This window comes from Streptomyces sp. NBC_00554, assembly GCF_041431135.1.
GTDB lineage: Bacteria > Actinomycetota > Actinomycetes > Streptomycetales > Streptomycetaceae > Streptomyces.
Genome location: NZ_CP107799.1, coordinates 6,640,111 through 6,665,160, shown reverse-complemented (window position 1 = coordinate 6,665,160; position 25,050 = coordinate 6,640,111). Strand labels below are relative to the sequence as shown.

General features: G+C 65.2%; 20 protein-coding genes and 1 pseudogene. 8 read left to right on the top strand and 13 right to left on the bottom strand.

Annotated features, from left to right (window positions below; genetic code table 11):
* The first annotated feature begins 56 nt into the window (after nucleotides 1-56).
* From OG266_RS29400 to OG266_RS29390, 3 genes and pseudogenes are all read left to right on the top strand, one after another.
* Nucleotides 57-1,670, top strand: coding sequence for a recombinase family protein (locus OG266_RS29400; RefSeq protein WP_371549227.1), 1,614 nt, complete (start codon nucleotides 57-59; stop codon nucleotides 1,668-1,670).
* A gap of 65 nt (nucleotides 1,671-1,735) precedes the next feature.
* Nucleotides 1,736-2,068, top strand: coding sequence for a DUF4240 domain-containing protein (locus OG266_RS29395; RefSeq protein WP_371549225.1), 333 nt, complete (start codon nucleotides 1,736-1,738; stop codon nucleotides 2,066-2,068).
* Between the two features lie 246 nt (nucleotides 2,069-2,314).
* Nucleotides 2,315-2,531, top strand: a pseudogene (locus OG266_RS29390) (recombinase family protein); the annotation flags it as partial.
* Between the two features lie 1,648 nt (nucleotides 2,532-4,179).
* Here OG266_RS29390 and OG266_RS29385 read toward each other — a convergent pair.
* The 4 genes from OG266_RS29385 to OG266_RS29370 all read right to left on the bottom strand — a co-directional run bounded on the left by OG266_RS29385 (nucleotide 4,180) and on the right by OG266_RS29370 (nucleotide 7,685).
* Complete coding sequence (locus tag OG266_RS29385; RefSeq protein WP_371553006.1) at nucleotides 4,180-5,538, bottom strand: replication initiator; 1,359 nt, start codon at nucleotides 5,536-5,538, stop codon at nucleotides 4,180-4,182.
* A gap of 298 nt (nucleotides 5,539-5,836) precedes the next feature.
* Nucleotides 5,837-6,034, bottom strand: coding sequence for a hypothetical protein (locus OG266_RS29380; protein ID WP_371549223.1), 198 nt, complete (start codon nucleotides 6,032-6,034; stop codon nucleotides 5,837-5,839).
* Nucleotides 6,031-7,332 carry an FtsK/SpoIIIE domain-containing protein gene (locus OG266_RS29375; RefSeq protein ID WP_371549221.1) on the bottom strand — a complete coding sequence of 434 codons (1,302 nt, stop codon included), beginning with the start codon at nucleotides 7,330-7,332 and terminating at the stop codon, nucleotides 6,031-6,033. Before OG266_RS29375 ends, OG266_RS29380 begins: the two co-directional genes overlap by 4 nt.
* Nucleotides 7,332-7,685 carry a hypothetical protein gene (locus OG266_RS29370; RefSeq protein WP_371549218.1) on the bottom strand — a complete coding sequence of 118 codons (354 nt, stop codon included), beginning with the start codon at nucleotides 7,683-7,685 and terminating at the stop codon, nucleotides 7,332-7,334. The genes OG266_RS29375 and OG266_RS29370 overlap by 1 nt, the downstream gene beginning before the upstream one ends.
* A 163-nt stretch (nucleotides 7,686-7,848) precedes the next feature.
* Here OG266_RS29370 and OG266_RS29365 point away from each other — a divergent pair, with 163 nt between their 5' ends.
* Together OG266_RS29365 and OG266_RS29360 are read left to right on the top strand one after the other, a co-directional pair.
* Entirely contained in the window at nucleotides 7,849-8,628 is a 780-nt protein-coding gene (locus OG266_RS29365) for a GntR family transcriptional regulator (protein ID WP_371549215.1), read from the top strand.
* A 33-nt stretch (nucleotides 8,629-8,661) separates the two neighbouring features.
* A complete protein-coding gene (locus OG266_RS29360; protein ID WP_371549213.1) occupies nucleotides 8,662-8,889 on the top strand; it encodes a hypothetical protein in 228 nt (75 codons plus the stop codon).
* A gap of 398 nt (nucleotides 8,890-9,287) precedes the next feature.
* Here OG266_RS29360 and OG266_RS29355 read toward each other — a convergent pair whose 3' ends face one another.
* Together OG266_RS29355 and OG266_RS29350 are read right to left on the bottom strand one after the other, a co-directional pair.
* On the bottom strand, nucleotides 9,288-9,584 hold the full coding sequence (locus OG266_RS29355; RefSeq protein WP_371549211.1) for a hypothetical protein: 297 nt from the start codon (nucleotides 9,582-9,584) through the stop codon (nucleotides 9,288-9,290).
* A 326-nt stretch (nucleotides 9,585-9,910) separates the two neighbouring features.
* Nucleotides 9,911-10,450, bottom strand: coding sequence for an ATP-binding protein (locus OG266_RS29350; protein ID WP_371549209.1), 540 nt, complete (start codon nucleotides 10,448-10,450; stop codon nucleotides 9,911-9,913).
* Nucleotides 10,451-10,657: 207 nt separating this feature from the next.
* On the opposite strand from OG266_RS29350, the gene OG266_RS29345 reads away from it, so the two are divergent.
* Nucleotides 10,658-12,028: a sporulation protein gene (locus OG266_RS29345; protein ID WP_371549206.1), complete on the top strand. Its 1,371-nt coding sequence runs from the start codon at nucleotides 10,658-10,660 to the stop codon at nucleotides 12,026-12,028.
* A 3-nt stretch (nucleotides 12,029-12,031) separates the two neighbouring features.
* On the opposite strand, the gene OG266_RS29340 is transcribed toward OG266_RS29345, so the two are convergent.
* Nucleotides 12,032-12,946: a phosphotransferase enzyme family protein gene (locus OG266_RS29340; RefSeq protein WP_371549204.1), complete on the bottom strand. Its 915-nt coding sequence runs from the start codon at nucleotides 12,944-12,946 to the stop codon at nucleotides 12,032-12,034.
* A gap of 357 nt (nucleotides 12,947-13,303) precedes the next feature.
* Here OG266_RS29340 and OG266_RS29335 point away from each other — a divergent pair, with 357 nt between their 5' ends.
* Both OG266_RS29335 and OG266_RS29330 read left to right on the top strand, forming a co-directional pair.
* Complete coding sequence (locus OG266_RS29335) at nucleotides 13,304-14,440, top strand: hypothetical protein (protein WP_371549202.1); 1,137 nt, start codon at nucleotides 13,304-13,306, stop codon at nucleotides 14,438-14,440.
* A gap of 10 nt (nucleotides 14,441-14,450) precedes the next feature.
* Entirely contained in the window at nucleotides 14,451-16,088 is a 1,638-nt protein-coding gene (locus OG266_RS29330; RefSeq protein WP_371549200.1) for an ATP-binding protein, read from the top strand.
* A gap of 91 nt (nucleotides 16,089-16,179) precedes the next feature.
* Here the strand turns inward: OG266_RS29330 and OG266_RS29325 are convergent, their stop codons facing one another.
* From OG266_RS29325 to mreD, 6 genes are all read right to left on the bottom strand, one after another.
* A complete protein-coding gene (locus tag OG266_RS29325) occupies nucleotides 16,180-16,593 on the bottom strand; it encodes a hypothetical protein (protein WP_371549198.1) in 414 nt (137 codons plus the stop codon).
* 472 nt (nucleotides 16,594-17,065) lie between these two features.
* Complete coding sequence (locus OG266_RS29320) at nucleotides 17,066-19,015, bottom strand: TIGR03960 family B12-binding radical SAM protein (RefSeq protein WP_371549196.1); 1,950 nt, start codon at nucleotides 19,013-19,015, stop codon at nucleotides 17,066-17,068.
* Between the two features lie 144 nt (nucleotides 19,016-19,159).
* The gene (locus tag OG266_RS29315; protein WP_371549193.1) at nucleotides 19,160-20,686 is read right to left on the bottom strand and encodes a CHAD domain-containing protein; all 1,527 of its coding nucleotides are present in this window, start codon (nucleotides 20,684-20,686) and stop codon (nucleotides 19,160-19,162) included.
* 127 nt (nucleotides 20,687-20,813) lie between these two features.
* Nucleotides 20,814-22,013: a rod shape-determining protein RodA gene (gene rodA, locus OG266_RS29310; RefSeq protein ID WP_266462303.1), complete on the bottom strand. Its 1,200-nt coding sequence runs from the start codon at nucleotides 22,011-22,013 to the stop codon at nucleotides 20,814-20,816.
* Complete coding sequence (mrdA, locus tag OG266_RS29305; RefSeq protein ID WP_266462300.1) at nucleotides 22,010-24,280, bottom strand: penicillin-binding protein 2; 2,271 nt, start codon at nucleotides 24,278-24,280, stop codon at nucleotides 22,010-22,012. The genes rodA and mrdA overlap by 4 nt, the downstream gene beginning before the upstream one ends.
* A 98-nt stretch (nucleotides 24,281-24,378) precedes the next feature.
* Nucleotides 24,379-25,050, bottom strand: coding sequence for a rod shape-determining protein MreD (gene mreD, locus OG266_RS29300; protein WP_266462297.1), 672 nt, complete (start codon nucleotides 25,048-25,050; stop codon nucleotides 24,379-24,381).

The following is a 25,050-nucleotide window of genomic DNA, read 5'->3' as shown; positions in this document are numbered from 1 at the left end:
CGTGTCCATGGCGGGGCATATGGAAAAAGCTCCAAAACCACGCCACGCTGGTCCGCATGGCGAAACGAGGACAGCGACGGCTCGCGGCAGAGCGAGCGACCTACAACGTGGAAGCCGAGTGGACCAAGGCCGACCTTGCCTTGTTAGGGGAGTTGCAGCAAGCCGAGGCGCTTCTCCCCGATGACGCTCCGCGGGCTCTGTTATCCATCCGTCTGTCTGTACTGACAGACGACACGACATCACCGGTGCGGCAGGAGCTCGACCTCCGCGTCCTGGCCAGGGAGCGAGGTTGCCGAGTCGTCGGCGTCGCCTCGGATCTCAACGTGTCGGCGACGAAGGTTCCGCCCTGGAAGAGGAAGCAGCTCGGGGAGTGGCTGAACAACCGCTCCCCCGAGTTCGATGAGCTCCTGTTCTGGAAGCTCGACCGCTTCGTACGCCGCCTCTCTGATCTCTCAACGATGATCGAGTGGAGTCTGAAGCGCGGGAAGAACCTGGTCTCGAAGAACGACAGCCTCGATCTCACGACGACAGCCGGGAAGATCATGGTCACGATCATTGGCGGTATCGCCGAGATCGAGGCGGCCAACACCTCCACGCGAGTCATGAGCCTGTGGGGCTACGCCAAGAGTCAGGAAGACTGGATCATCGGCAAGCCGACGTTCGGCTATGTCACGGATGACGACGACTCAGGGAAGCTCGTTCTCGTCATCGACCCCGAGGCGCACAAGGCACTGCACTGGGCTCGACGCATGGCACTTCGAGGACACTCCGCCCGATACATGGTGCGCTGCCTGAAGCGGTCCGGCCTCATGAGCCAGGGCCTCACCGTGGCAACCCTCCACCGCCGGCTCCGTAACCCTGCGCTCCTCGGCTACCGAGTAGAAGAGGACAAGCAAGGAGGGCAACGACGCTCGAAGCCGATCCTCGGCAAGGACGGCAGGCCGATCAAGGTTGCTCCCCCGATCTTCACTGAGGAGGAGTTCGAGACTCTCGGCGCCGCTCTCGACAAGCGCAAGAAGAACCAGCCTCCGCGCCGTGTCGGCGGAGCGACCCAGTTCCTCGGCGTCCTGCTGTGCGCCGACTGCACGACGAACATGACCGTGCAGATCACGAACAACAGCTACGGGACCTATCACTACCTGAGGTGCCGCAACTGCAAGAGCGGTGGACTCAGCGCGCCCCACCCCAACCAGGTCTACGAACGCCTCGTGGAGGACGTGCTCAAGGTCCTCGGGGACTTCCCCGTACAGGTTCGCCAGTACGCCGAGGGTGCCGAGGTACGGCGGGAGATCAAGCGCCTTCAAGAAACCATCGCGCTCTATATGAAGGAGCTCGAACCCGGAGGCAGGTACACGAAGACCCGGTTCACGAAGGAGCAGGCAGAGGCGACTGTCGACAAGCTCATCGGGGAACTGGAAGCCATCGACCCCGAGACGGCACAGGACCGATGGGTCAACGTCCACGGCGGGAAGACCTTCCGCGAGCACTGGCAGGAAGGCGGCATGGAAGCCATGTCCGCAGACCTGTACCGCGTCGGCATCCGGTGCGAGGTCACGCGCACGAAGGTGCCGAAGGTACGGGCCCCGAAGGTGCACCTCCGCCTGCTGATCCCGAAGGATGTACGCGAACGGCTCGTGATCCGAGAGGACGACTTCGCGCAAGCCCTCTAGCTTGAGTGTCAACCCCCGGGCCCGTTCAAAGGAGGCTGTCGTAGCGCTCTGACAGACTGCCCGCCATGGACACGGAAGCGTTCTGGTACGTGCTCGACGCCGCTAAGGAGGGTGACGAGCCGCTCGGCGTTGCTGTCTCCGATCACCTGTCGACCCTGCCGGCGGAAGAGATCCTCGCCTTTGAACGTCGCTTCTCCCGCCTGCGCGACGCGGTCTTCCGCTGGGACGTGTGGGCAGCCGCCTACCTCATCGGCGGGGGCTGCTCCGATGACAGGTTCAGTGACTTCACGGCTGGTCTGGTGGCGCTCGGACGTGAGTGGTACGAACGCGCAGCCGCCTGCCCGGATTCCCTCGCCGAGCACCCTGCCGTGCGTACCGCGGCAGCCGCAGGGGACTAGGACGTCATCTTCGATGAAGACTTCAACTTCGTATCGTCCCAGGCATATCAGCGGTTGACCGGTGACTCAGACGCCTTCTGGGAGGCCTCTACCGATGCTCGCGCCACGTCCGAGGAGGAAGAGCGCACGGGCATGGGCGAGTCGTTCAACTTCGACGATGCCCAGCAGATGCGCCGGCGTCTGCCGCGGCTGGCTGAGCTCCACCTCGGTCTTGGACCAGGCTGACTCCCGCCGGGCGAGCCAGCCCTCGGAATCGACTTCGGCGAGGGGGAAGCGCTCCGCGAAGCCGTCGACCTGGACGTAAGCGCGTCCGTGTTCGGTCCCTTACGACTGTCCGCAACTCGGCGGATGACTCGCCCGTCCAGACGATTTCGTTGCGCTCGTATGGTGGCGTTTCGACCGGGCCTTCCGGTCCATGAGCCGCATGCACGAACTCGCGAAGTGGGCGCGCGAGTACCGCAAGAGGTTGGGACGACGCGACGTAAGTCACTCCGGCCCTCTACCTGATGCCCGGATGTTCTGGGTTGGCGGCAGGGGGCCGCTCGGCTCCGTGCTCTGGTCGGTGCCCGTTGTGCCTGGCGCGGGTCACGGGTCGCTCGTCCTCGCGGACGTGGGTGGACGTAGACCACGTGCAACCGCTCTGTCAGAGCTGCCACAAGTTCAAGACCGCGAGGACTTCGGGGCCGCGTCGCCTCCGTTCTGGCACGGTTTCCTGCCCGAGCATGGTATGACTGCGTGCCAAAGACCGTGGCATATCGGCGAGTTGGAGTTCTGCCGTGGCAATCGCAGCTCAAGAAGTCCCGTGGACAAGCGTTGTGCTTGCCGCTGTTGGGGTGTCCACTCTTGTTTCCACGCTAGTGACGCTGACATGGCAGTTTGTGTCGTGGAAATGGTCGGGTGCCAGAGTAGTACCCACTATGACCTTCATGAACATGGTCCAGCTTGGTTCAGAACCCGTGCCGGTAATTTCGGTTCAAGCGTCCAACAAGGGTCGCGGGACCTGCGAGGTCACGCAGTGGTGGCTACAGGACAACCTTGATAAGAAAAAGGGGACTGTGATCATTGGACACGTGATCGGGTCCGCGAAACTGCCTGTCACTCTGGAGGGGTTGCACTCGGTTGCTTGGATGGTACGAAAAGACACGGTGATGAGGGACCTAGTGAACCGTGGTGTTTCACGCGTTCGGCCCATCGTGTCGATCGGCTCAGGCAAGCGATTTCACGGGAAGTGGGTAAAGGTCACCAAGCCGGACTGATCAACTTTCCCCGCTCCTAAAGACCCCCGAGCCCCGTTCAACCCTCAACTACACGTTCAGCGACTCGTCCACCACGTGACCCCCGCTCCCGTGGCGGTGGTCACCAGCGTGACGAGCCATGCGGGCACTCGCTGAATCGTCAAGTGCAGCCATCCCCCGCAGCGCAGTTCGAACTGTGGCGGCGCGCTTGGGGTGTTGCTGACCTGCTGATCGGTTGCCATGCATAGAGAGAAGCAGGCTGAAAGCGGCACAGCTACAGGAAATCGGTAGTCCCGCTGTAGTCCCGCCTGTCCGCTCTGTCGTGCATTCAGCGAGTCGTGATCCAGGCCGTGAACGCTGAACCGCCGCAGGTCACCAGCGCAGTCAAGAGCCGCACGGGGACGCGCTGCACAGTCATGCGGAATCCGCCAATGCGGATATCCAGTACGGGACTGCCATGATCGGGCTCCATGCGCTGACCCTCCATCAAGTCACCTACTCACGCTGCTGGGTTCGGATGATGGTGATGCCCCGTACGGTTGGCGATCACCTAACTCGGCAGCAGCACAGTATCCCCGAGTGCCCCCTCCAGGAAGATGTGGCGGCACTCAGTGCCACGCACTGATGAAGCGCGGTTCGAGTCGTGACAAGCCGTGTGGGCACACGCCGTGCATAAGCCCCGCCCCCTGCCGGAGCCGGTCCGGGGGACGCTTCCGTAGCCTCACTCGAACCATGTCGAGGGATCGAACGGTTCCTCGTTGCCGTCGTCGTCCACAATCACGATCTCGCTCTCGATCATGCTCGTCGCTTCGGCAGCCGAAGGGCGACGAACGGACGTCTCGCGCGGAGGCCGAGCCTCATGCTCGAACGCAGCGGCTATTGGCTCCGCCTCCCCTCTTCGCCTGCTTCCGCGTGGAGCCGCCGGGAATGTTCGAGGTCTTCGGCGATCCCTGCCGCGATCAGGGCGGCACCGGGGGTGTGGCCGGAGCCGACGTAGCGCCAGTGCCGTTCGGTGACCCCCTTGGGCATGTCTGCATGGCCCATGTGATCGGCGCGTTCGGCGCGCAGCGCCGAGTACGTCGTCGAGTAGGCGCGGGACTTGGTCAGGATGTGGCCCCGGTAGCCGAGGGTGTGAGCCCAGGCTCGGAGGTGAAGAGGCGCGTACTCGGGCAGGCCACCGAGGCGCCAACAGGTGCGCATGAGCGCCCGCACGTGGTCGGCGACGGGGGCAGCGTCGATGTCGTCCCAGGTTGTAAGCCGGTAGTCCGTGCCGGCGCCTGTCTCGCCCGCTCCCTTGGTGACGTACTTCGCGACGTACGCAGCCACAGCATCGCCGTCCGGGCCGAGACCGTCGGCACGCAGAGGACGAGCGTCGATCTGGACGCCCCAGCGTAGGTCGAGGTCTCCGACGGCGGGACTGTGGGCGGTGCGGACCACGACGCGTTGTGCAGATGCTCGTACGGCCTCGATGACGCGGTCCGTGGTCCCCCAAGCCGGGGGGTCGTCGGTCGGTCCGGCCGGACCGTCGAGTCGGATTACGGCGTGCACATGGACGGCCGCCCGTTTCTGGTACTCAGCGACTCGCGCGAAGGACAGCCGCGCATGGTCCGGGAAGCGGGACTGTGCCACGCCGGACGCCGAGGCGAGTTGGCGCCGGACGCCGATGACGAAGCGGTCCCAGAGCTTGCCCGCATGCGCGTGCCAGAGAGCGTGTGCCACGTAGTCGTAACAGTCGGCGCAGACGGGTTGGCCGACCACGGGATCAGTAACGTCGTGGACGGCACCGCAGCCGAGGGGCCGACCGTGCTCGCACTGTCCGCCGTCGCGACGGGGTCGGCAACGTTCCCCAGCTCGATGCACGGGCCCGAACGACGGAGCCGTGAGTGTGATGAAAAGCCGGGGACGGTGGCGGACGGTGTCCGGCACGTTCTTGCCTCCGACCAGGCCCACGCGGACGAGGTGGAAGGTGTCCCCTGCGTGGAGGCGGGAGCACGGGGCGCAGACGGTCGAGCGTCTGTTGCGGCAGCGGACGAGGAGCCGTTCGCCGGGTTCGGTGCGGGTGTCGTAGTGGTGGAGGATTTCGCCGGTTGCCGAGTCGTGTGCCGTCGTCGAGCCGGACAGATGCACGGGGTGTGCACAGCCGCCCGTGGCGGTGATCTGTTCCAACCAGCGTGCGAACTTGGGGTCTTGGGCGATGCGTATTGCGTCGCGGTCTGCTTCGGGGAGCTGTCGCAGGCGCGCCGCGCGGTCGAGGGCGGCGCGCCTGTCAGCCGGGGTGAATTCCGGGGTGATGGTGGTGACCTTCCGGGTTGGGCCGCCGAAGCGGCTCGGGTGATGGTTGGTGGCGCGCTGTCGGTCATGGGGATCGCTCCCTTGCGTGGTTGGGCGTGGTGTCTGGACTCAGCGGATGGTTCCGGTTCCCCGGCAGACGCGGCAGCGGCGCAGCCGTCCGGTCCAGGTCTTCCGGGCTCCGTCGCCCTTGCAGTGGGGGCACCTCACGCGGCGCATGGACATGGCGTACAGGCCTCTCTGCTCAGGTGTGGGAAAAGCCGCTGATCATCCACGTGAGAAGTCCGTGGACGGTGAAGACCACCGGCGTCTGTCCGAGGTAGACCCCGAAGAGGCCGACGCAGACCGCTTCCCAGGCACGGACATCGCGGGAGCGGACAAGGAGGACGGTGATGATCCCGAAGATCACCGCGAACGTGAACGCCGTACCTTCGCTGATCACTTGTCGTCTCCTTCCAGCGCCGCAAGGGCGCGGTCTACGCCGGGCAGTTCCGGAGTCATGGCCGCGTGTTTCCGGGCCGTGGCCATGGCCTCTTCAGTGGTCGTCAAGTGCGAGCGGGCACGGCTCCAGCCACCCTCCGGACCTGTGCATATGGCCACGCCCTGTTCCTCCGCAGTAATCGACTGGGCGACGACGACGGCGTCCTTGTTGAGGTCACCCAAGGCCATCTCGGCCGTGCCGGGATCGTTGACCCGGTGGCAGATCCGGCCGCCGAGTTGGGCGCGCAGGGCGGTGACGCCGGGGCCGAGGTCGGAGCCGACGCGTTGTCCGGCGACGACCAGGTGCATACCGAGTGCGGCGCCGAGTTGAGCCAGACGCAGCAGCAGCGTGGAGCACTGTTCCGCCTCTGCCTTGCTCTCGCGCCTGCCGTCGGAGAGGTACAGCTCCGCCAATTCGTCGACGATCACGACGACCGGTACGGGGCGCAGCTTCTCGGGCAGTTCCCAGATGGAGCGGACGCCCGCTGAGCGGCAGGTGCGCATGCGGTCCTGCATGTCGATGACGAGTGCGGTGAGTACCGCGACCGCCTCGCGTCGGCATGTCGTGAGTGCGCTGAGTCGCGCGGCGAAGAGGCCGAGTTCCATGCCGCCTTTGCAGTCGATGCCGACCAGGGCGACGGGTTGCGGGGCGAGTTGGATGATGAGCCGGGCGAGCAGGGTGGACTTGCCGGACCGTGTGGCCCCGGCGATGAGCCAGTGCGGCACGAGCCGCAGGTCCATGACCCAGGCGCCGCCGTTCTCCAGTACGCCGATGAGTGCGGACAGGAGCGCGGTGGGCGCCGAGGCTAAGCCGGGCCGCGCGAGCGGATCAGTGGCGGTTGCGGTGAGGAGTACGAGGCCGCGTTCCGGCGAGGTGACCCGTACGGCGTGCACCTTCCAGGCGTGCACGAGGGCATCTGCGGCCTTGAGGTACGTGGCCGGGGTCTGGCCCGCGTGCAGGCGGACGGTCGCCGTCAGCCCGAGACGGGTGGCTCGCGGGAAGGAGATCCTGGGAGTTACCGGCCGCAGCGGATCGCCCTTGACGACCAGGTCCCCCAGGAGCCCGCGGGGCGGACGCCGCGAGACGGAAAGGTCGTTGAGCATCGCGACCTTGCGCCAGGTGAACAGCACCCGGCAGGCGGCGACCGGGTATCCGGTGAGGTACCAGTGCCAGGCCGGACGGTGCCGTCGCAGCAGGTCACCGAGGACGAGCACCCATGCCAGCGCGGCGAGAGCGAAGGCGAGCGCGATCGGACCCATCAGGCACCACCCGCCTTGGCCGGCCCGGTAGCGGGAGCACCGTGCACGGGCGTGATCGCGTCGGCACGGAAGCTGATTCCGTGCCGGTCGCCCATGGCCCAGGCGAACGCGGTCAGTCCGGTGACCTTGAGGATCTGGCCTTCCTCGATGCCCTTGGGCTCACCGGCCACGGCGATTTCGATGACGGAGATCCGCCGGCCGTCCTGCCGCACCATGACGGCGACGGTGTAGATCGTGTTGCCGTCGCGGTCCTTCTTGACCTCCTGTGTTTCGAAGTTACTGATCTTTGCTTCGGGCGTGATGGCGCACCGCAGTACGCCCAGTCGCGCTGTGTCCACGGGTATGGACTGCATTGCTTGGCCTCCTAGGCCAGTCGGGACGCCTGACATATTCAGACGTCACTTGTCCTTATGAGTTATGACTATGTGGCTCTGTACGGCGAGGATGCAACTACTTATGCTGACGAGTGATGTCGCGCGTGCGACGTACCTACGACTTCGACCCGGAGATGCCGAGATGACGGAGATCCAGCGCCCCGGAGCGCTCTACCAGCAGGTGGCCGCAGCGATCCGGGAAGCGATCCTCAAGGGTGAGTTCGAGCCCGGCGCTCCGCTGCCCTCCGAGGCGCAGCTCATCGAGCGCTACAAGGTGTCCCGCCCCACCGTCCGCAACGCCGTTGCAGCTCTGCGCGCGGAAGGGCTGATCGAGGTGAGGCACGGCAAGGGCAGCTTCGTGCGCTCTGACGGTCAGCCGAGCGTCACCCTCGAACGCCGGATCAGCCGCACGCCGGACGGGCGGTTCGTGATGCCCAACGGCGCCGTCTGGGACGAGGTCGAGGAGCCGACCCCGTACCGCTCGCACACCACCAAGGCCACCGGCACGCTGCTCGAACTCGGCGAGGAGGAAGCCCTCTTCGGATGCGACCGCCTGCTCATCGACCCTGCCAGCGGCACGCGGGCGATGCACCGCACGTTGATCCCGTTCGAGGTGGCCGAGGGCATCCCGATGCTTGCCGAGGCCCCGGACCGACGCCCGGCCTCCGCCTACTGGATCCTTACGCAGGCCGGACACAAGCTGTGGTGGTCCGAGACGGTCCGCGCCCACATGCCACTCCCTGACGAGCGGACCGCCCTCCAGCTCCCCGACGCGACACCGATCCTGCATCTGGCCCGTGTCACGCACGGCACCGACGACCGCCCCTTGATCCTCGAAGAACTCCGCGTCGGGGCGGACCGTGCCGAACTCGCCTACCGGATCACTGCCGACAAACAGCCCGCACGGCGCACCCGCACATGAACGTCGGCACGCCCCGTGCTGCATGCTCAGGACATGAGCGCATTCAGAAGCGATCTGGACCTTGAGGTCTACGACGTGACGGGCAACGGGGTACAGGTCGATGTTGCAACCAACGCCCTGAACGGCACAGTTCGGCTGGCGGTGTTGTTCACCCAAGAGATTCTCTTGTCGGCCGATGACGCCGAGCGAGTTGCCCAATCGCTGCTGCGTGCCGCGGCACACGCTCGCCGCTTCGAGCCGAAGGCGGACCGAGAACCGTAGATCGGTCGAAACCTTCTGCACTTCCTCAAGGGCGCGCCTGCGGCGCGCCGGGCAGCCCGGCCGCCCCGGCCGGGCATGCGGCGTGGCCGCCGGTCCCGTCCGGTCGCCCGACTGCCCGCGCCGCAGCACGACTGAGGTCGGGAAGCGTCGACCGGACGACTCGGGCCGAGGCCCGCGGGGCTGGGGGTCGACGGCCGCAGAGACTTTAGGCAGCTCCCATGGGGCGAGCCTCGAAGAACAGGGGGCCCATCGGACACAACCGCGAGCAGGCAGACTGCCTGCCCGATTCGCCGGGCCAGCGTAGGGCCCCCTGTTCACTCGCCCCATGGCAGCTACCGCCCAAAGTCTCTGCGGCCGGCGACGTGCCCAGGCGCGCCACTCACCAGCGATAAGGCGCCTCATGCTGCACCGCCGTCGCCGTCCGCGACCGCCGCCAGGAGTCCGGCGAGCCGTTCCGCAGCGTCCGGCCAGCCCGCCAGGCGCACGACGCCGCGCCCGCTCTCATCCGTCGAGGCGACGGCCCGTACTTCCGACAGCTCGAACCCGGCACCGAGCAACGCCCGGTTCAGCCGGTCCGCAGCTTCCCTCGCATCGCGCCAGCCCGCCATGTAGTCGACGCCGGGCACCCACAGACCGCAGTCCGCGCCCGCGACGTCGAGCCCATCTCTCAGCCAGTCCTCACCCGCGCCAGTCACCTTGCCCACCTCTGCCCTGATCTAGGTAACGGATCGTCAACTCTCTTTGGCTCAGGGCAGATGCGCAGCGCAACGGCCCCGGTACCATCAGGCACCGGGGACCGCTGTCCCCTGCCGGACCACCCCAGTTGCTGTCCAGGCGCGGGGGTGGTCCGGTCTCGGTATGAGGTTGTGAAGCGCGGCCCCTCACTTCGGGAGGGGAGCTCCCGGAATCACCGAGGAGCCGCGCCCCTTACGGCCGGAGTGGTCAGACTCCGGCCGGCGTCCGGGCCGCCGTCAACTCCCGATCGCGTGGGAGCCAACAGGAGACGACGGCCCGGAGATCTCTACGTAGTGCCGTCGAGGTCGAAGCGGCACCACACGGTCTTGCCGCCCTGCTCCCTCGGCGACCACCACACCGCATCGGCCAGCCGCTGAATGATCAGCAGTCCGCGCCCTCGGTCCGGCAACATCGCCTCGGAGAAGTCGCCCACCAGTTCCGGTGAAACGAACTCGCCCGCCGGAAGGTCTGGGGGAGTTGAGTCCTCATCAGCGACGCCGATGAACAGCCATCCCGGCCACGCCTTCACCAGCACGTCGATCCGCCGTGCGGCACCAGGCCGCGTCAGACAGTCGTCCGGCACGGCGTGGTGCACGACGTTGCCGACCAGCTCCGAGACGACGAGCCGGGCATCATCGACCATGTGGCCAAGTCCCCAGTCCTGGAGGCAGCCGCCCACCATGTTGCGTGCGGCGCTCACGGTGCTTGTGGACTCGTCGAAGAGCGTCATCGCCCGGAAGTGGCCAGCCGAGGGATCTTGCGCCGCTGCACGCGACGAGACCGTCCCGAGGGTGTTCGCTCTGTGTTTGCTCTCTTGAGCATTCATGGCGTCCGTTCCCGACTGTCGACAGGCTCCGTAGCCCGCCGCTCCGTGCCGAACAGTGAACGGCGCAGGCCGCCCAGCCGGGAGCGTTCACCAGGGGGTTCACGTGAACACCAGCAAAGGCAAAGGGGGTTCGCCGATGAACCCCCCAATGTCAGTGCGCTGTGCCACGATGAATACTCGCTGTCATTCTCGGGCTGGCAGGGGAGCATGAGCCGAGAGCCGAACGCGCACTTAATCGCCGTCATGGACGAAGCGAAGGTCTCGAACAAAGGCCTCGCGAAACGCATGCAGGATGCCGCCACACGCCGGGGCACGAGTCTCGGGACAACGCACGTCGCCGTGCAGCGCTGGCGAGACGGCTCCGGCATCCAGCCCCAGACAGCAGCGATCATGGCGGATGTGCTCGGCACCAAGCTGAACCGCCGCATCACGCCCAGCGATCTCGGATTCTTCCGCCAGCTCCAGCAGCCCACACCGCAGCCGGTCGGCTACCCGGACACCGTGCCCGATGTGCTGTCGATGCTCGACGGACTCGCCGAGGAGCGAGCCGACACCCCATCGGGCGGACCGCTGGTCATCGCGGACACCGATCTCAGCTCCGCAGTCCTGTCATGGATGGTGGCCCGCCCCGACGGCGTCCAGGCCGACAGACCCGCTTCCCAACGCGTCGGCATGCGCGACGTCAACGCGATCCGAGCCGCCGCGGACATGTTCATGCAGCTCGACTTCAAGTTCGGCGGAGGGCACGGCCACAAGGCCTTGCGGCACTATTTCCGCCACGAGGTCCTACCGCTGCTCAGCGCCAGCTACAGCGAACGGGTCGGTACGGCGCTATTCGGCGCCGCCGCCGAGATCTCCCAGTTGCTCGCGTGGACCGCGTACGACTCCGGAAACCACCCTCTGGCCCACCGCTACCTGACATCCACCCTGCGCCTGTCGCAGGTGATCGACGACCGGATGTTCGGCGCCCGCATCCTCGGCAACCTCAGCCACCAGGCCAACTACCTCGGGAACCACGCCCAGTCCGCCCAGCTTGCCCGCGCCGCCGTCGAGGGAGCGAAGGGCCGGGCCACTCCCCGTGCCATGGCGTTGAACTCGGCGATGGAGGCCCGCGCCCTGTCCAACGCAGGTGACCCGATCGGTGCTGGCCGGGCCATGAACGAAGCGGAACGCTACTTCGAGCGCGCTGATATGGCCGACGACCCGTCATGGCTCAGCTACTTCGACTCCGCGGAGCTCATGGGCGAGTTGTGCCACTGCTTCCGCGATCTCAAGATGCGCCGCGAGTCCGTCGAGCACGCCCAGCGCGCCGTCAACGACACCGACCCGAAGTACGCCCGAACCCTGGGGTTCTGCCGCATGGTGCTCGCCCAAAGCCAGCTACTGAACGGCGAGTTGGAAGCCGCCGTCACGACAGCCAGTCTGGCCGTGGACGACGGCGACAGTCTCCAGTCGTCACGCTTCCAGCGCTACGTGACCGACTTCCAGGTTGAGGTGAGCGCCCACGCGTCGAACCCGACGGTGGCAGCCTTCAACGACCAGGTGCACGACGCGCTCGCCCGCCTGGACGACGAGTAGCAGCTACCAGGGCCGCCAATCCCGAGGCGCGTCGTCATTGCGCAGACCAGCAATGCGCCGGCGGTACTCGGCCGCCGTCTGCTCGTCTTCCTGCACGTTCTGCATCAGCCACGTCGTCATGCCGAACTCTTGCAGGCCACGCAGCGTCTCGTACCCGTGCCAGTCGTACAGGTCCCGCCCGTACGCGGCCACGAAGTCGGCATACTGCTCGTCGGTCTGCCACCCAAGACTGTGGTGCTCAACGGACGTGACCATCAGGTCCCATTCAGGGTGATCGAAGCAGAAGGCCTCGAAGTCGATCAGGATCACTTGCCCTTGATCGTCGACCATGAGGTTCTGCACGTGAGCATCACCGTGCACCGGCCCCTTGGGGGTCTCGAACCTCAACTCCGCGTACCTGTCTTGCAGCTCCCGCCACCGCTTCCGGAGGAAGACCTTGTCATCCTCCGGGATCACGGCCCGGTCTAGCCGCAACTCCTGCTTGTCGAAGGGCTCGAACGAGGGCAGCTCCAGACCGTCCGGCACCGTCAAGGAGTGCAGATCCCGCAGGACACCCCCCAACTCCCCATAGGTCGCCTTCCGATCACCCTCAATGATCAGATGCCAGAAGGTCACCGGATGCCCTTCGATCAAGAACGGCTGCTCAAGATCCTCAACGATGCGAGCGGCAGGGAATCCTTCCTCCGCCAACCACCGCGAGACGCCCACCTCAACACGCGCTTTCGGCAGCCACTCTTGCCCACGGGCCACACGCACGATCACCGGGGCCGAAGCCAGCCGGAACAACCCGTTCTCTCCGAGGCGGATCAACTCCGCGCCTCTGTCGTCGAGCCCCGCAGCCTGGCACGCGGCCACCATCACCCGCGTAGCACCCGCCGACGTGAATCCCTCTTCTGATTGAGCAGCGTCAACCGCCATGCCCGTACCAGCTCCCCTTAGTCGCGCACGATCAACCAGCGCACGCCTACGGGTGACCAACCCAGCGCGCGCCAGACACGAAGACGACCGTACCGAGGAGCCACAAGCAAGGACGAGTCCAAGGTCGGGAGACGTTGATCAATACGGAGTCTCAAGCCAGAGGCGCGCATTGGAGAGCTCTGGTCCCAGCCTGACCGTCCACAACTGCCCACACCTGCCTCGAAACTGACTGGATGTGAACAAACTCTGCGCACTGCCATCAGGTCCGATAACCTGACACACCTCCCCCTTGGGGCACAGTTTCAAGTAGGACCTCAGGGGCCACAGGGGCCAGTAGCGGAGCGACTAGAGCGGTACATGACAGAGATCACTGGACGCCGAGATGGTGGCTACAACGCCATAAAAGGCTTCATCTTCCAATTCGATGCCTCCTTGCTCCGGATTTACGACGAGCCCAGTAGAGAATTCCAAATTGAAGGTGAGCAAGACCTAAGTGTCGAAGACTCTTACATTCAAGTAAAGCATCGCTCTCAAAAGTTCTCGCATGCCGCGATCTCCGATGCCATCAGGCAAATGATCCATCAGTTTTCCGTCGACCGAGAGAAGCGGTTCCTGCTGTACTGCTATTTTCAGGATAGGGCCCCGGGAAGCGAGCTTACGCTAGACATCAGCGAGCTGAAAAAGATTCTGCGAAAGGACACGCAAGAGTTCTCTGAAGAGCTAATCACGGAATTCTCGAAGTGCCTTACGATTCAGTTTTCCGTCGACTATAAGGAACAGTTCAATAAGGTCGTAACCCTGTTGATGAAAGAGCACTGCCTACAAACAGAGGTAGAGGCCATTGCTTGTCACGCCGTCATTCAGAAATACTTGTTCGACCTGGTGGTCAATAATCCCCCTGGAGCCCGTTTGGTATCGGGAGAAAGGCTTCGCGAGGTCGTAAATTCTACGCGTACATCGATCTTCCATTCTGGGTATCAAAATTTCTTCGGGAATGAACGCTACATTAAACTTCTCAGGTCTGAAGTTACGCAGCGTGGAATTAACCTTCCAAAACGGGAACGTCTGTTTGTCGTTGAATGTCCCCCTCAGCTGAATGCACATGATGTAGTTGACATTGCATTGGCTGTGCGCAAGCGGTTCTATAGGCGCCATAACTCCTTTTCTCCGTACCTCGTTCTACGAGGAATGGAAGACCTGTCCATTGCCAAGCGCCTACTGATTGATGCAGAAGTGGGAATATTTGATGGCACCTACTTCAACGGAGATAGGCTGCGACTGGGAGATCTAACTAATCCGAAGATTGGACGTTCGGTCGAACTTAAGATCTCGGGGGAGGAGAACATTCCTGGCATGGTAGAGATGGTCAGTTTCGCCGACGTCTATGACTTCTTCATTTCGTCGCCATCGCAACTCATTCCCGACTCCGCTGACGCCAGGGTGTATCGGCGATTCGTTCAGTGTCCGCAGCATGTGTCGAGAGTTCTTCGATAGGGGGAAATAAATGCCCGGTGCCGAAGTGGTGGCTGTCTATCCCAACAAGATCAAGATTGCTGTGCACGAGATTGCGGATCTGGGTCGCGGTGAGCCCGTCGAGGTTGGATCATACCTACGCATCTACGACAGCAATAATTCTTCCATTATTGCAATTATCGAGAACTATTCGATCGAGGTAAGAGGGCAGGAGTCTGTCGACGGAGAGAGGGAGAAGGTATATCTCATCGAGGCTGTCCCTCTCGGATTTATCGGTGAGGACGGAAAATTCCAGCGCGGAGGCGGAGGAATTGCGATCCCACCCAAGGAGGTGACAGTAGCAAGCCATGATCAGATCCAGAAGATCTATGATGCGCTTGGAGATGACATCCGTCGATTCCATTTTGCTCAGCTATCGCAAGATAGGAAGGTGGCCGTTCCGGTAGACGGCGACAGGTTCTTTAACAGGCACATTGCAATCGTAGGATCTACAGGTTCTGGTAAGTCTCACGCTATGGCAAGGATTATTCAGGCTGCAACAGGAATTAGGGACCGCAAACGTGGCGAGTACTCTCTGAATAATTCACACATCGTGATCTTCGACATCCACTCGGAGTACCTGTCGGCATTCCCTGATGCCAATTATCTAAGCGTGGATTCTCTAATTCTCCCCTACTGGCTTCTCAACTCGGAAGAGTTGCAAGACCTGTTCATTGAGAGTGTGGAGGAGCAATCACATAATCAAGTTGCAACACTCAAGCGAGGAATTACAGAAAATCGCAGGAAGCACTATGCCGGATCGGACGAAAAGCGTGACCTGATCCACTACGACTCGCCACTCTTCTTTGATATCGGCGAGGTTATCGGGTACATTCAGGCCAAGAATGACGAGATGGTGCCCGGATCTAGCGGAAAGCAGGTTAACGGGCCACTCAAGGGTAAGCTTGTCAATTTTCTAACCCGTCTGGAAAACAAATACACGGACAGAAGGCTTGACTTCCTGCTTGGGGAAAGGGTTAAGAAGGTTACACTCGAGGAGGTGCTGCGGCAGTTCACTGGCTACCGCAAAGATAGCCCCTCGAACGTGACAATTGTTGACCTAAGTGGGGTCCCGTTTGAAGTACTCAGCATTAGCGTCTCGTTGATCTCTCGACTGCTATTTGATTATGCCTTCTACTACAAAAAGGCTCATGCTGAGGGCCGAGCGGAGACTCCGATTCTGGTCGTTTATGAAGAGGCGCACAAATACGTACCTCGCAGCGATCTTTCGCGATTTAGTGCGTCGCGTGGCGCTATCGAGCGTATCGCTAAAGAAGGACGGAAGTATGGAATTACGGCTGCCATTGTGAGCCAGAGGCCGGCTGAGATCTCCGAGACTATCTTTTCGCAGTGCAGCAATTTCCTTGCTATGCGCTTGACTAATCCCGAGGATCAGCGTTACGTGCGGAGGCTGATTCCTGATTCGCTTGGCCCACTCACAGATTCCCTGCCCATGTTGTCATCGGGGGAAGCTCTCTTGTTGGGGGATTCTGCTGTCATGCCATCTGTAGTGAAGTTGAGGGAAGCAAATCCTGCACCGTCCTCGAGCGATGTCTGTTACATGCAAGAGTGGATTCGCCCGTGGCATGACGTGATATTTGGCCCTCTTTTGGAGGACTGGGAAAAGTGAGTCATCACACGATCGCCGACGGATCCTCAGAAGTGCATGGCTGACTTGGCGCCCGTTCGGCGTGTCTGTGCTGTACGTCTGGCCTATCAGGTCAGACGGTAACCCCAGGTATCAGAGCCACCAGCCCTGAGAGGAAGCTGCCTATTGCTGCGAGTGTAACGAGCGCTGCCTTGCCATCCGAGAACAGCCCGGAGCAGAACTCGCGCACTCGCCGGCGCAAGATCAGCATCTTGAGCTTCTGCCACCGGTGTTGATGGATATGACAGCCCATGAGGATGCCAGTCGCGTTGTTACGGCATCCGTCGACGCGCCCTCTGACCGGAGCCCCACAGGTCACCGGAGCTTGAAAGAATGACCAGAGAAGCACAGCGGCAGACAGGGTGATGATCACCACTGGTCCTGCAGCTCCATTGATCCAGGCGGCGATGAGCAGGGCGCCAGCCAAGACGCCCCACCATTGCCCTAAACCGCCGAGCAGACTGCTCTTTGCCCCCGAAGTCGCCATGTCTGTAATCGTGGCGGTGGTCGTGCGAAATCATGCCGTCAGCGGTCGGTATGACCGAAAGGGGCCGAAGGAAGGCTGATGCTCTGCGTAGCCACGTCACGAACGGCGAATGGACCGGCTGTGTCGCCGTCCTGACTGGCGGTCGGCAGCGTAGCTGGTTGGGTCGGGTCGCTCCTCCGTTGCGGACGACGCCAGGCTAGGAAGCCAGAGCACACCCCGCGAACCGAGAGCAGCCGTCAGGCGACGGCCAACACCGTACGGTCCTCTCCTGGGCTGTCAGCCCGGTCAGACCCACTCCACCTCGGAGTGGACAGTAGAAGAGCCTCCAGGAGCTGGCAGAGGCGTTCTCGGCGCCTCCCGCACGATCCCCTGCCGTTCGCCCCGAGCACCGAGCGCCCGCAGGACAGCAGCCACCTCTTCCTCGCTGCCGTCCCCCAGTGCCTCTACAACGCGCCGCAACCCTGCGCTCACCTCAGTGAGCGTGTCCGCTGCCAGCAGCGCCCTTGACCGCCAGCGGCAGCAGCTTCTTCCCGCTGTTACTTACTTGTGGCCAAGTGTCCATCTGCGGGCACACGCCACAATCGAAGCACGGCGTCCACCGGCAGTCCTCGACCTCGGTCTCGTCGAGGGAGTCCTGCCAGTCCTCCCAGAGCCAGTCCTTGTCGAGGCCGGAGTCGAGGTGGTCCCAGGGGAGGACCTCCTCGTAGGTGCGCTCGCGGGTGGTGTACCAGTCGACGTCCACGCCGAAGGCGGGCAGCGTCTTCTCGGCGCAGGCCATCCAGCGGTCGTACGAGAAGTGCTCGCGCCAGCCGTCGAAGCGGCCGCCGTCCTCGTACACCGCGCGGATCACGGCGCCGATACGGCGGTCGCCGCGGGACAGCAGGCCCTCGACGATGCCGGGCTTGCCGTCGTGGTAGCGGAAGCCGATGGAACGGCCGTACTTCTTGTCGCCGCGGATCTTGTCGCGGAGCTTGGTGAGGCGGGCGTCCGTCTCCTCGGCGGAGAGCTGCGGGGCCCACTGGAACGGGGTGTGGGGCTTCGGCACGAAGCCGCCGATGGACACCGTGCAGCGGATGTCGTTCTGGCCGGAGGCCTTGCGGCCCTCGGCGATGACGTTCATCGCCATGTCGGCGATCTGGAGGACGTCCTCGTCGGTCTCCGTCGGCAGGCCGCACATGAAGTACAGCTTCACCTGGCGCCAGCCGTTGCCGTACGCCGTGGAGACCGTCCGGATCAGGTCCTCTTCGGAGACCATCTTGTTGATGACCTTGCGCATGCGCTCCGAGCCGCCCTCGGGCGCGAAGGTCAGGCCGGACCTGCGGCCGTTCCTCGTCAGCTCGTTGGCCAGGTCGACGTTGAAGGCGTCCACCCGCGTCGACGGGAGGGACAGGCCGATCTTGTCCTCCTCGTACCGGTCCGCGAGGCCCTTGGCGATGTCGCCGATCTCCGAGTGGTCGGCCGACGACAACGACAGCAGGCCCACCTCCTCGAAGCCCGTCGCCTTGAGGCCCTTCTCCACCATGTCGCCGATGCCCGTGATCGAGCGCTCGCGCACCGGGCGGGTGATCATGCCCGCCTGGCAGAAGCGGCAGCCGCGCGTGCAGCCGCGGAAGATCTCGACCGACATCCGCTCGTGGACCGTCTCCGCGAGCGGGACGAGGGGCTGCTTGGGGTACGGCCACTCGTCGAGGTCCATGACGGTGTGCTTGGACACCCGCCACGGGACGCCCGACTTGTTGGGTACGACACGGGCGATACGGCCGTCGGTGAGGTACTCGACGTCGTAGAACGCCGGGATGTACACCGATCCGGTCTTCGCGAGGCGGAACAGGACCTCCTCGCGGCCTCCCGGCCGACCCTCCGACTTCCAGGCCCGGATGATGTCCGTCATGTCGAGGACGGCCTGCTCGCCGTCGCCGATGATCACCGCGTCGACGAAGTCGGCGATGGGCTCCGGGTTGAAGGCCGCGTGGCCGCCCGCGAGGACGATCGGGTCGTCGAGCGTACGGTCCTTGGACTCCAGCGGGATGCCCGCCAGGTCAAGGGCCGTCAGCATGTTCGTGTAGCCCAGCTCCGTGGAGAAGGACAGGCCGAAGACGTCGAAGGCCTTCACGGGGCGGTGGCTGTCCACCGTGAACTGGGGCACCCGGTGCTCGCGCATCAGCGCCTCCAGGTCCGGCCACACGCTGTACGTGCGCTCGGCGAGGACGCCCTCGCGCTCGTTCAGCACCTCGTAAAGGATCATGACGCCCTGGTTGGGCAGTCCGACCTCGTACGCGTCGGGGTACATGAGCGCCCAGCGGACATCACAGGCGTCCCAGGGCTTGACCGTGGAGTTGAGCTCTCCGCCGACGTACTGAATCGGCTTCTGCACATGCGGGAGCAGAGCTTCGAGCTGCGGGAAGACCGATTCGGCTGGCATCTGGCAAACCTTCGTGAGCTGAGGGAGCAGAGGGAGCTGACTGTGCTGCCAGGGCTGGCTGACAGAGGTGACCATCTAGCCTAACGCGGCCCGAGGCACCCGCCGCACCGCCGGACCAGGACCCCGTCCCCGCCCGCCCCGCGATCAGACGGCCGCCCGGCCCACGATCGTCTCCCAGGCCTCCGGCAGAGCCGCCTCGGCCGCCGCGGCCCGCTGCTCCTCCCGCCCGTACAGCACCCCGTACGTGAAGGCGTTCTCCCCCGCCGCGTGCGCCTGGGCCGCGAGTCCGAGCACGGCCTCGCGGACCATCACGCTGTCCTGGTGGTCGCCGAGCAGGGTCTGCAGGGACTTCATCGACTTGACCAGGTCGGCGGCCGGCCTGCCCAGGGCGGGCGCGGCGGTCTCGGCCGCGTACCGGGTGCGCTTGGCCTTCTTGCGGGCCTCGTGCATCGCGAAGTCGCGGTCCGCGCCGGACGGCCGGTCGAGAGCCTCTTCGATCAGGTCGGAGACCTTCTTGAAGTCCTTGCGTACAGCGTTCGCGATCACCGTCGACGGGTCGCCCGCCGCCGCCTTGAGCAACGGCGGATCCGCGACGATCGCGTCGAGCGCGGTCAGCAGGTCGAGGTAGCGCTTCCCGTCGAGTACGGCGATCAGACGGCGCCTTGAGCCGGAGCTGCGGGCGTGCGACCAGGTGCGCAGTCGGGTGCGGACGGGCCCGGAGAGCAGGTTGCGCGGCAGGTCGGCGAGGGACTGCGTCAGCCGCTCGGTGAGTACTTCCTGATCGCGGTCGACGCCCAACTCGCCCGCCAGCCACTTCAGTTCGTCGCCGATCGGGTCGGTGACGGTGCGGTCGAGGACCTTGCCGTAGGAGCGGAAGGCGCTGCGCATCCGGCGGGTGGCGACGCGCATGCTGTGCACGGAGTCGTAGACGTCGCGGCGGACGGCGGGGTCCAGCTCGACGATCGCGTCGCGCTGGGCGCGGATGTACGCGAGGACGTGGTCGCCCGCAGTGACCGGTTCCGTCTCCGGCGCGGGCGCCTTGGGCTTCTTGCCCTTCGTCTTCGGCGCGGTCTCCGCCAGCGCCTTGGCCAGCTTGGACGCCGACGACGAGCGGGCCAGGCCCGCCTTGCGGAGCTTCTTCTCGACCTTGTCGAGGAAGGCGGGGTCGCCGTCGTCCGCGAGCTCGACCTCGATCTCGGTCCACTCGGCGGTGCCCTCGCCGCCGCTGAGCCGCTCGGCGCGGACGCGGTCGAGGCTGACCTCGGCGAGCAGGGCGCCGGAGTCGTCGACGAGGTGGCGGATGTCGCGGGCCGACCGCAGGCGTACGAGGGGGACGAGCTCGGCGTCACGCACCCGGGAGCGTACGAGGCCGCTCAGCGAGCGGGGCAGGTCGTCGGAGAGCGGGGCCTGGATCTCGTCGCGGACGTCTTCGGAGACGGGGAGTTTGAGGTGCCAGCCGGCGTCGGAGCCGCCGGTGCGGCGGCGCAGCGTGAGCGAGGCGGCGGCTAGCCGCTGGTCGGCCGTGTCGTAATACGTGGCGTCGAGCTCGGCGACGCCCTTGTCGATGACGGACGCGACCCCCGCGACGCCCGTCAGTTCTGGCAGGCCCGCGTCACCCTCGGCCGCGGGACCTTCGTACTTCCGCTCGATCTCGCGCTTCGTGTCCGCCATGACCCGAATCTAGACGCGATTACGGCCCGGGGGCAGTCCCCCATGTGTCCGGACTTGCCATCTCGGCCACATTTGTCGTTTTCCCGGGTGTCGCCTCATGTTTTCCGGGGCGACACCCGAGCACCACCTAGGCCGACATCGGCCGCTGCACCCTGATCGACTGCAACAGCCCCACGGCCACCCACACCGCGAACATCGATGAGCCGCCGTAGGACACAAAGGGCAGCGGCAACCCCGCGACCGGCATGATCCCGAGGGTCATGCCGATGTTCTCGAAGGACTGGAAGGCGAACCAGGCGATGATGCCGGCGGCGACGATCGTGCCGTACAGCTCGGTGGTCTCGCGGGCGATACGGCAGGCGCGCCACAGGATCACGCCGAGGAGCACCAGGATCAGTCCGGCGCCTACGAAGCCGAGTTCCTCGCCCGCGACGGTGAAGACGAAGTCCGTCTGCTGTTCGGGGACGAACTGGCCGGTGGTCTGCGAGCCCTTGCCGAGGCCGGTGCCGAACAGGCCGCCCGAACCGATCGCGATACGCGCCTGGTTGGTGTTGTAGCCGACGCCTGCCGGGTCGAGTTCGGGGTTGGCGAAGGCGGCGAAGCGGTTGATCTGGTACTCGTCGAGGATCTTGAGCTGCCAGACCGCGATCGCCCCGAGCGCGCCGGCGCCGAGCAGTCCGAACACCCAGCGGTTGGACGCGCCGGAGGCGAGCAGTACGCCCAGCACGATGATGACCATGACCATGACCGAACCGAGGTCGGGCATCAGCATGACGATCATCATCGGGACGGTGGCCAGGCCCAGTGCCTGGAGGACCGTGCGGTGGTCGGGGTAGGGCTTGTCACCGGCGTCGACGCGGGCCGCAAGGAGCATCGCCATGCCCAGGATGATCGTGATCTTCACGAACTCGGAGGGCTGGAGCGAGAAGCCGCCGCCGAGCACGATCCAGGCGTGGGCGCCGTTGACCGTGGCGCCGAGCGGGGTCAGCACCGCCAGGATCAGGGCGACCGAGAGGCCGTAGAGGATCGGGACGGCGGTGCGCAGGGTGCGGTGGCCGAGCCAGACCGTGCCGACCATCAGGCCGAAGCCGATGCCGGTGTTCATGAGGTGGCGGATCAGGAAGTAGTACGGGTCGCCCTGGTTGATCTCGGTGCGGTTGCGGGTCGCCGAGTAGACGAGGACCGAGCCGATGAGCGAGAGCGCGATGGCCGAGAACAGTATCGGCCAGTCGAGCCGCCGGGCCAGCGAGTCACGGGCGAACAACCGGGAGAGGCTGCCGCGTTCGGGTCCGTACCCGGAGACGGAGAAGTTGTTCGCGCCGGTCATGTGAGCAGTCTCCGATTCCCGGTCGTCCTGCGCCTGCCGCACCCTCGGGCTCTGCGCCGTCGGGTGTCACGGTTCTCCGCCGACGGCGAGGAGACCGTCGCGCCCGGGAGCTGTCCGTCGATCCCGCCGAGCGCCTCGGTCTCGCTGGCCTGCTCCTTCTCCGGGTCGTACTTCTCGATCTTCGGGGCGTCGATCGAACCGTCGGACTGGATCTTCGGCAGGCTCTTCTGCGGGGTGGGCAGCAGCGCCTTCTTGCTGTCGATCGTGCCGTCCGCGGAGACGCCGTAGAGCGCGTTGTAGATGTTGCGCACGGCGGGGCCCGAGGCGCCGGAGCCCGTACCACCCTGGGAGATGGTCATGACGACCGTGTAGTCCTTGGTGTACGTGGCGAACCACGAGGTCGTCTGCTTGCCGTAGACCTCGGCGGTACCCGTCTTGGCGTGCATCGGGATCTCGTCCTGCGGCCAGCCGCCGAATCGCCAGGCGGCCGTACCCTGCGTCGCGACTCCCGCGAGGGCACCGTCTATTTCGTCGCGCGTCTTGGACGTCATCGGCAGCTTGCCGTTCGCCTTCGGCGCGATCTCCTCGACGTTCTTGCCGTCGGCGCTCACGATGGCCTTGCCGACGGTGGGCTCGTACAGCGTGCCGCCGTTGGAGATCGCTCCGTAGATCGCGGCCATCTGGATCGGGGTGACGAGGGTGTCGCCCTGGCCGATGGAGTAGTTGACGGAGTCACCGGCGCGCATCTTGTTGCCTTCGAGGCAGTTCTCGTACGCGATCTGCTCGGCGTACGTGCCGCCCTTCTTGCCGTACTTGCACCAGGAGTCCTTGTTGGCCTCCCAGTAGCTTTCCTTCCACTGGCGGTCGGGGATGCGCCCGGTGACCTCGTTGGGGAGGTCGATGCCGGTCTCCGCGCCGAGGCCGAACTGGTGGGCCGTCTTGTAGAACCAGTCGTTCGGCTTCCCCTTCGGGTCGATGCCGCCGTCCTTCTTCCACTCCTCGTGCGAGAGGCGGTAGAAGACGGTGTCGCAGGAGACCTCCAGGGCCCGGCCGAGGCTGATCGGGCCGTAGCCCTTGGTCTCGAAGTTCTTGAAGGTCTGGCCGCCGATGGAGTACGAGCTGGAGCACTCGTAGGGGCCGTCGAAGGAGTAGCCCGCGTTGATGGCGGCGGCCGTGGGGACGACCTTGAAGATCGAGCCGGGGGCCGACTGGCCCTGGATCGCGCGGTTGAGCAGCGGGTAGTTGGAGGTCTTGCCGGTGAGCTGGGCGTAGTCCTTGCCGGAGATGCCGCCGACCCAGGCGTTCGGGTCGTACGTCGGGTTCGAGGCCATGGCGACGACGCGGCCGGTCTTGGCCTCCATCACCACGACGGCCCCGGAGTCCGCCTTGTAGTTCTCGCCGGTGTTCTTGTCGAACACGTCACGGGCGTCCTTCATCGCCTCGTTGAGCTGGTACTCGGCGACCCTCTGCACGCGTGCGTCGATGCTGGTGACGACGTTCGAACCGGGCTCGGCCGCGTCGCTCTCGGCCTGTCCGATGACGCGGCCGAGGTTGTCGACCTCGTAGCGGGTGACGCCCGCCTTGCCGCGCAGCTCCTGGTCGTACTGGCGCTCCAGGCCTGAGCGGCCCACCTGGTCGGAGCGCAGATACGGCGAGTCGCTGTCCTCGGCCTTGGTGATCTCGTCGTCGGTGACGGGCGAGAGGTAGCCGAGCACCTGGGCGGTGTTGGCGCCGCCGGGTGCGGCGTAGCGGCGTACGGCCTCAGGCTCGGCGGTGATGCCGGGGAAGTCCTCGGAGCGTTCGCGGATCTGCAGGGCCTGCTTGGCGGTGGCCTCGTCGGTGATGGGGATCGGCTGGTAGGGCGAGCCGTTCCAGCAGGGCTGCGGCGTCTTGGCGTCGCAGAGGCGGACCTTCTCCATGACGTCCTGGGGCTTCATGCCGAGGACGGCGGCGAGCTTGGTGAGGACGGCCTTGCCGTCGTCCTTCATCTTCAGCAGGTCGGTGCGCGAGGCGGAGACCACGAGCCGGGTCTCGTTGTCGGCGATCGGCACCCCGCGTGCGTCGAGGATCGAGCCGCGTACGGCGGGACTCACGACCTGCTGGACATGGTTGCCGGATGCTTCCTTGGCGTACTCGTCGCCGTTGCGGATCTGGAGGTACCAGAGGCGTCCGCCGAGGGTGCCGAGGAGGGAGAGTACGAGAATCTGGATGACGACGAGTCGGATCTGGACCCGTGGGGTCCTGCCGGTCTCGGGGATGTTGGTCACTGCTGCTGCCTCCCCCTCTCAGTGTGCGTACGAGTCATACGAGTACACGGTGAACCTGTGTGGCCGGGCCACCGACCGGGCCACCAACTGGTGCGTGCTCAAAGCCGCTTGACCCCCTTGATGCGTCCCGCCCGGGCGACGCGCGCCTTGGCGGCCTTCACCCGCAGTCCCCCGCGCTGGCTGCCGATGCGCAGCCCGGTGCCGGACGACAGCCAGCCCGAGGCGACGTCGCCCGATTTGCCGCCCGAATTGGCCTCGGCGAGCGGATCGTTCTCGGCGCGTCTGGCCAGGGCCATCAGCCCGGGGACCACGAAGGGCGCGAGCAGCAGGTCGTACAGGGCGGCGGTGAACAGCAGCCCGGTGAGGCCCACATGGCGGGCGGAGGTGTCGCCGACGAGGGCGCCGACTCCGGCGTACAGCAGGGTGGATCCGACCGCGGCGGCGACCACCACGGCCATCGGTCCTGTCGCGGACTTGAGCTGGCCGCTCTCGGGCTTGACCAGGCCCGCCAGATAGCCGATGACGCACAGCACGAGGGCGTAGCGCCCGGCGGCGTGGTCGGCGGGCGGGGCGAGGTCGGCGAGGAGGCCGGCGCCGAAGCCGATGAGGGCGCCGCCGACATGGCCGTAGACCATGGCGAGGGCCAGCACGGTGAGGAGCAGCAGGTCGGGGACGGCGCCCGGGAGGTGGAGCCGGGCGAGGACGCTCACCTGGATCACCAGGGCGACAACCACCAGGGTGGTGGAGAGCAGCATCCGGTTGAAACGCAT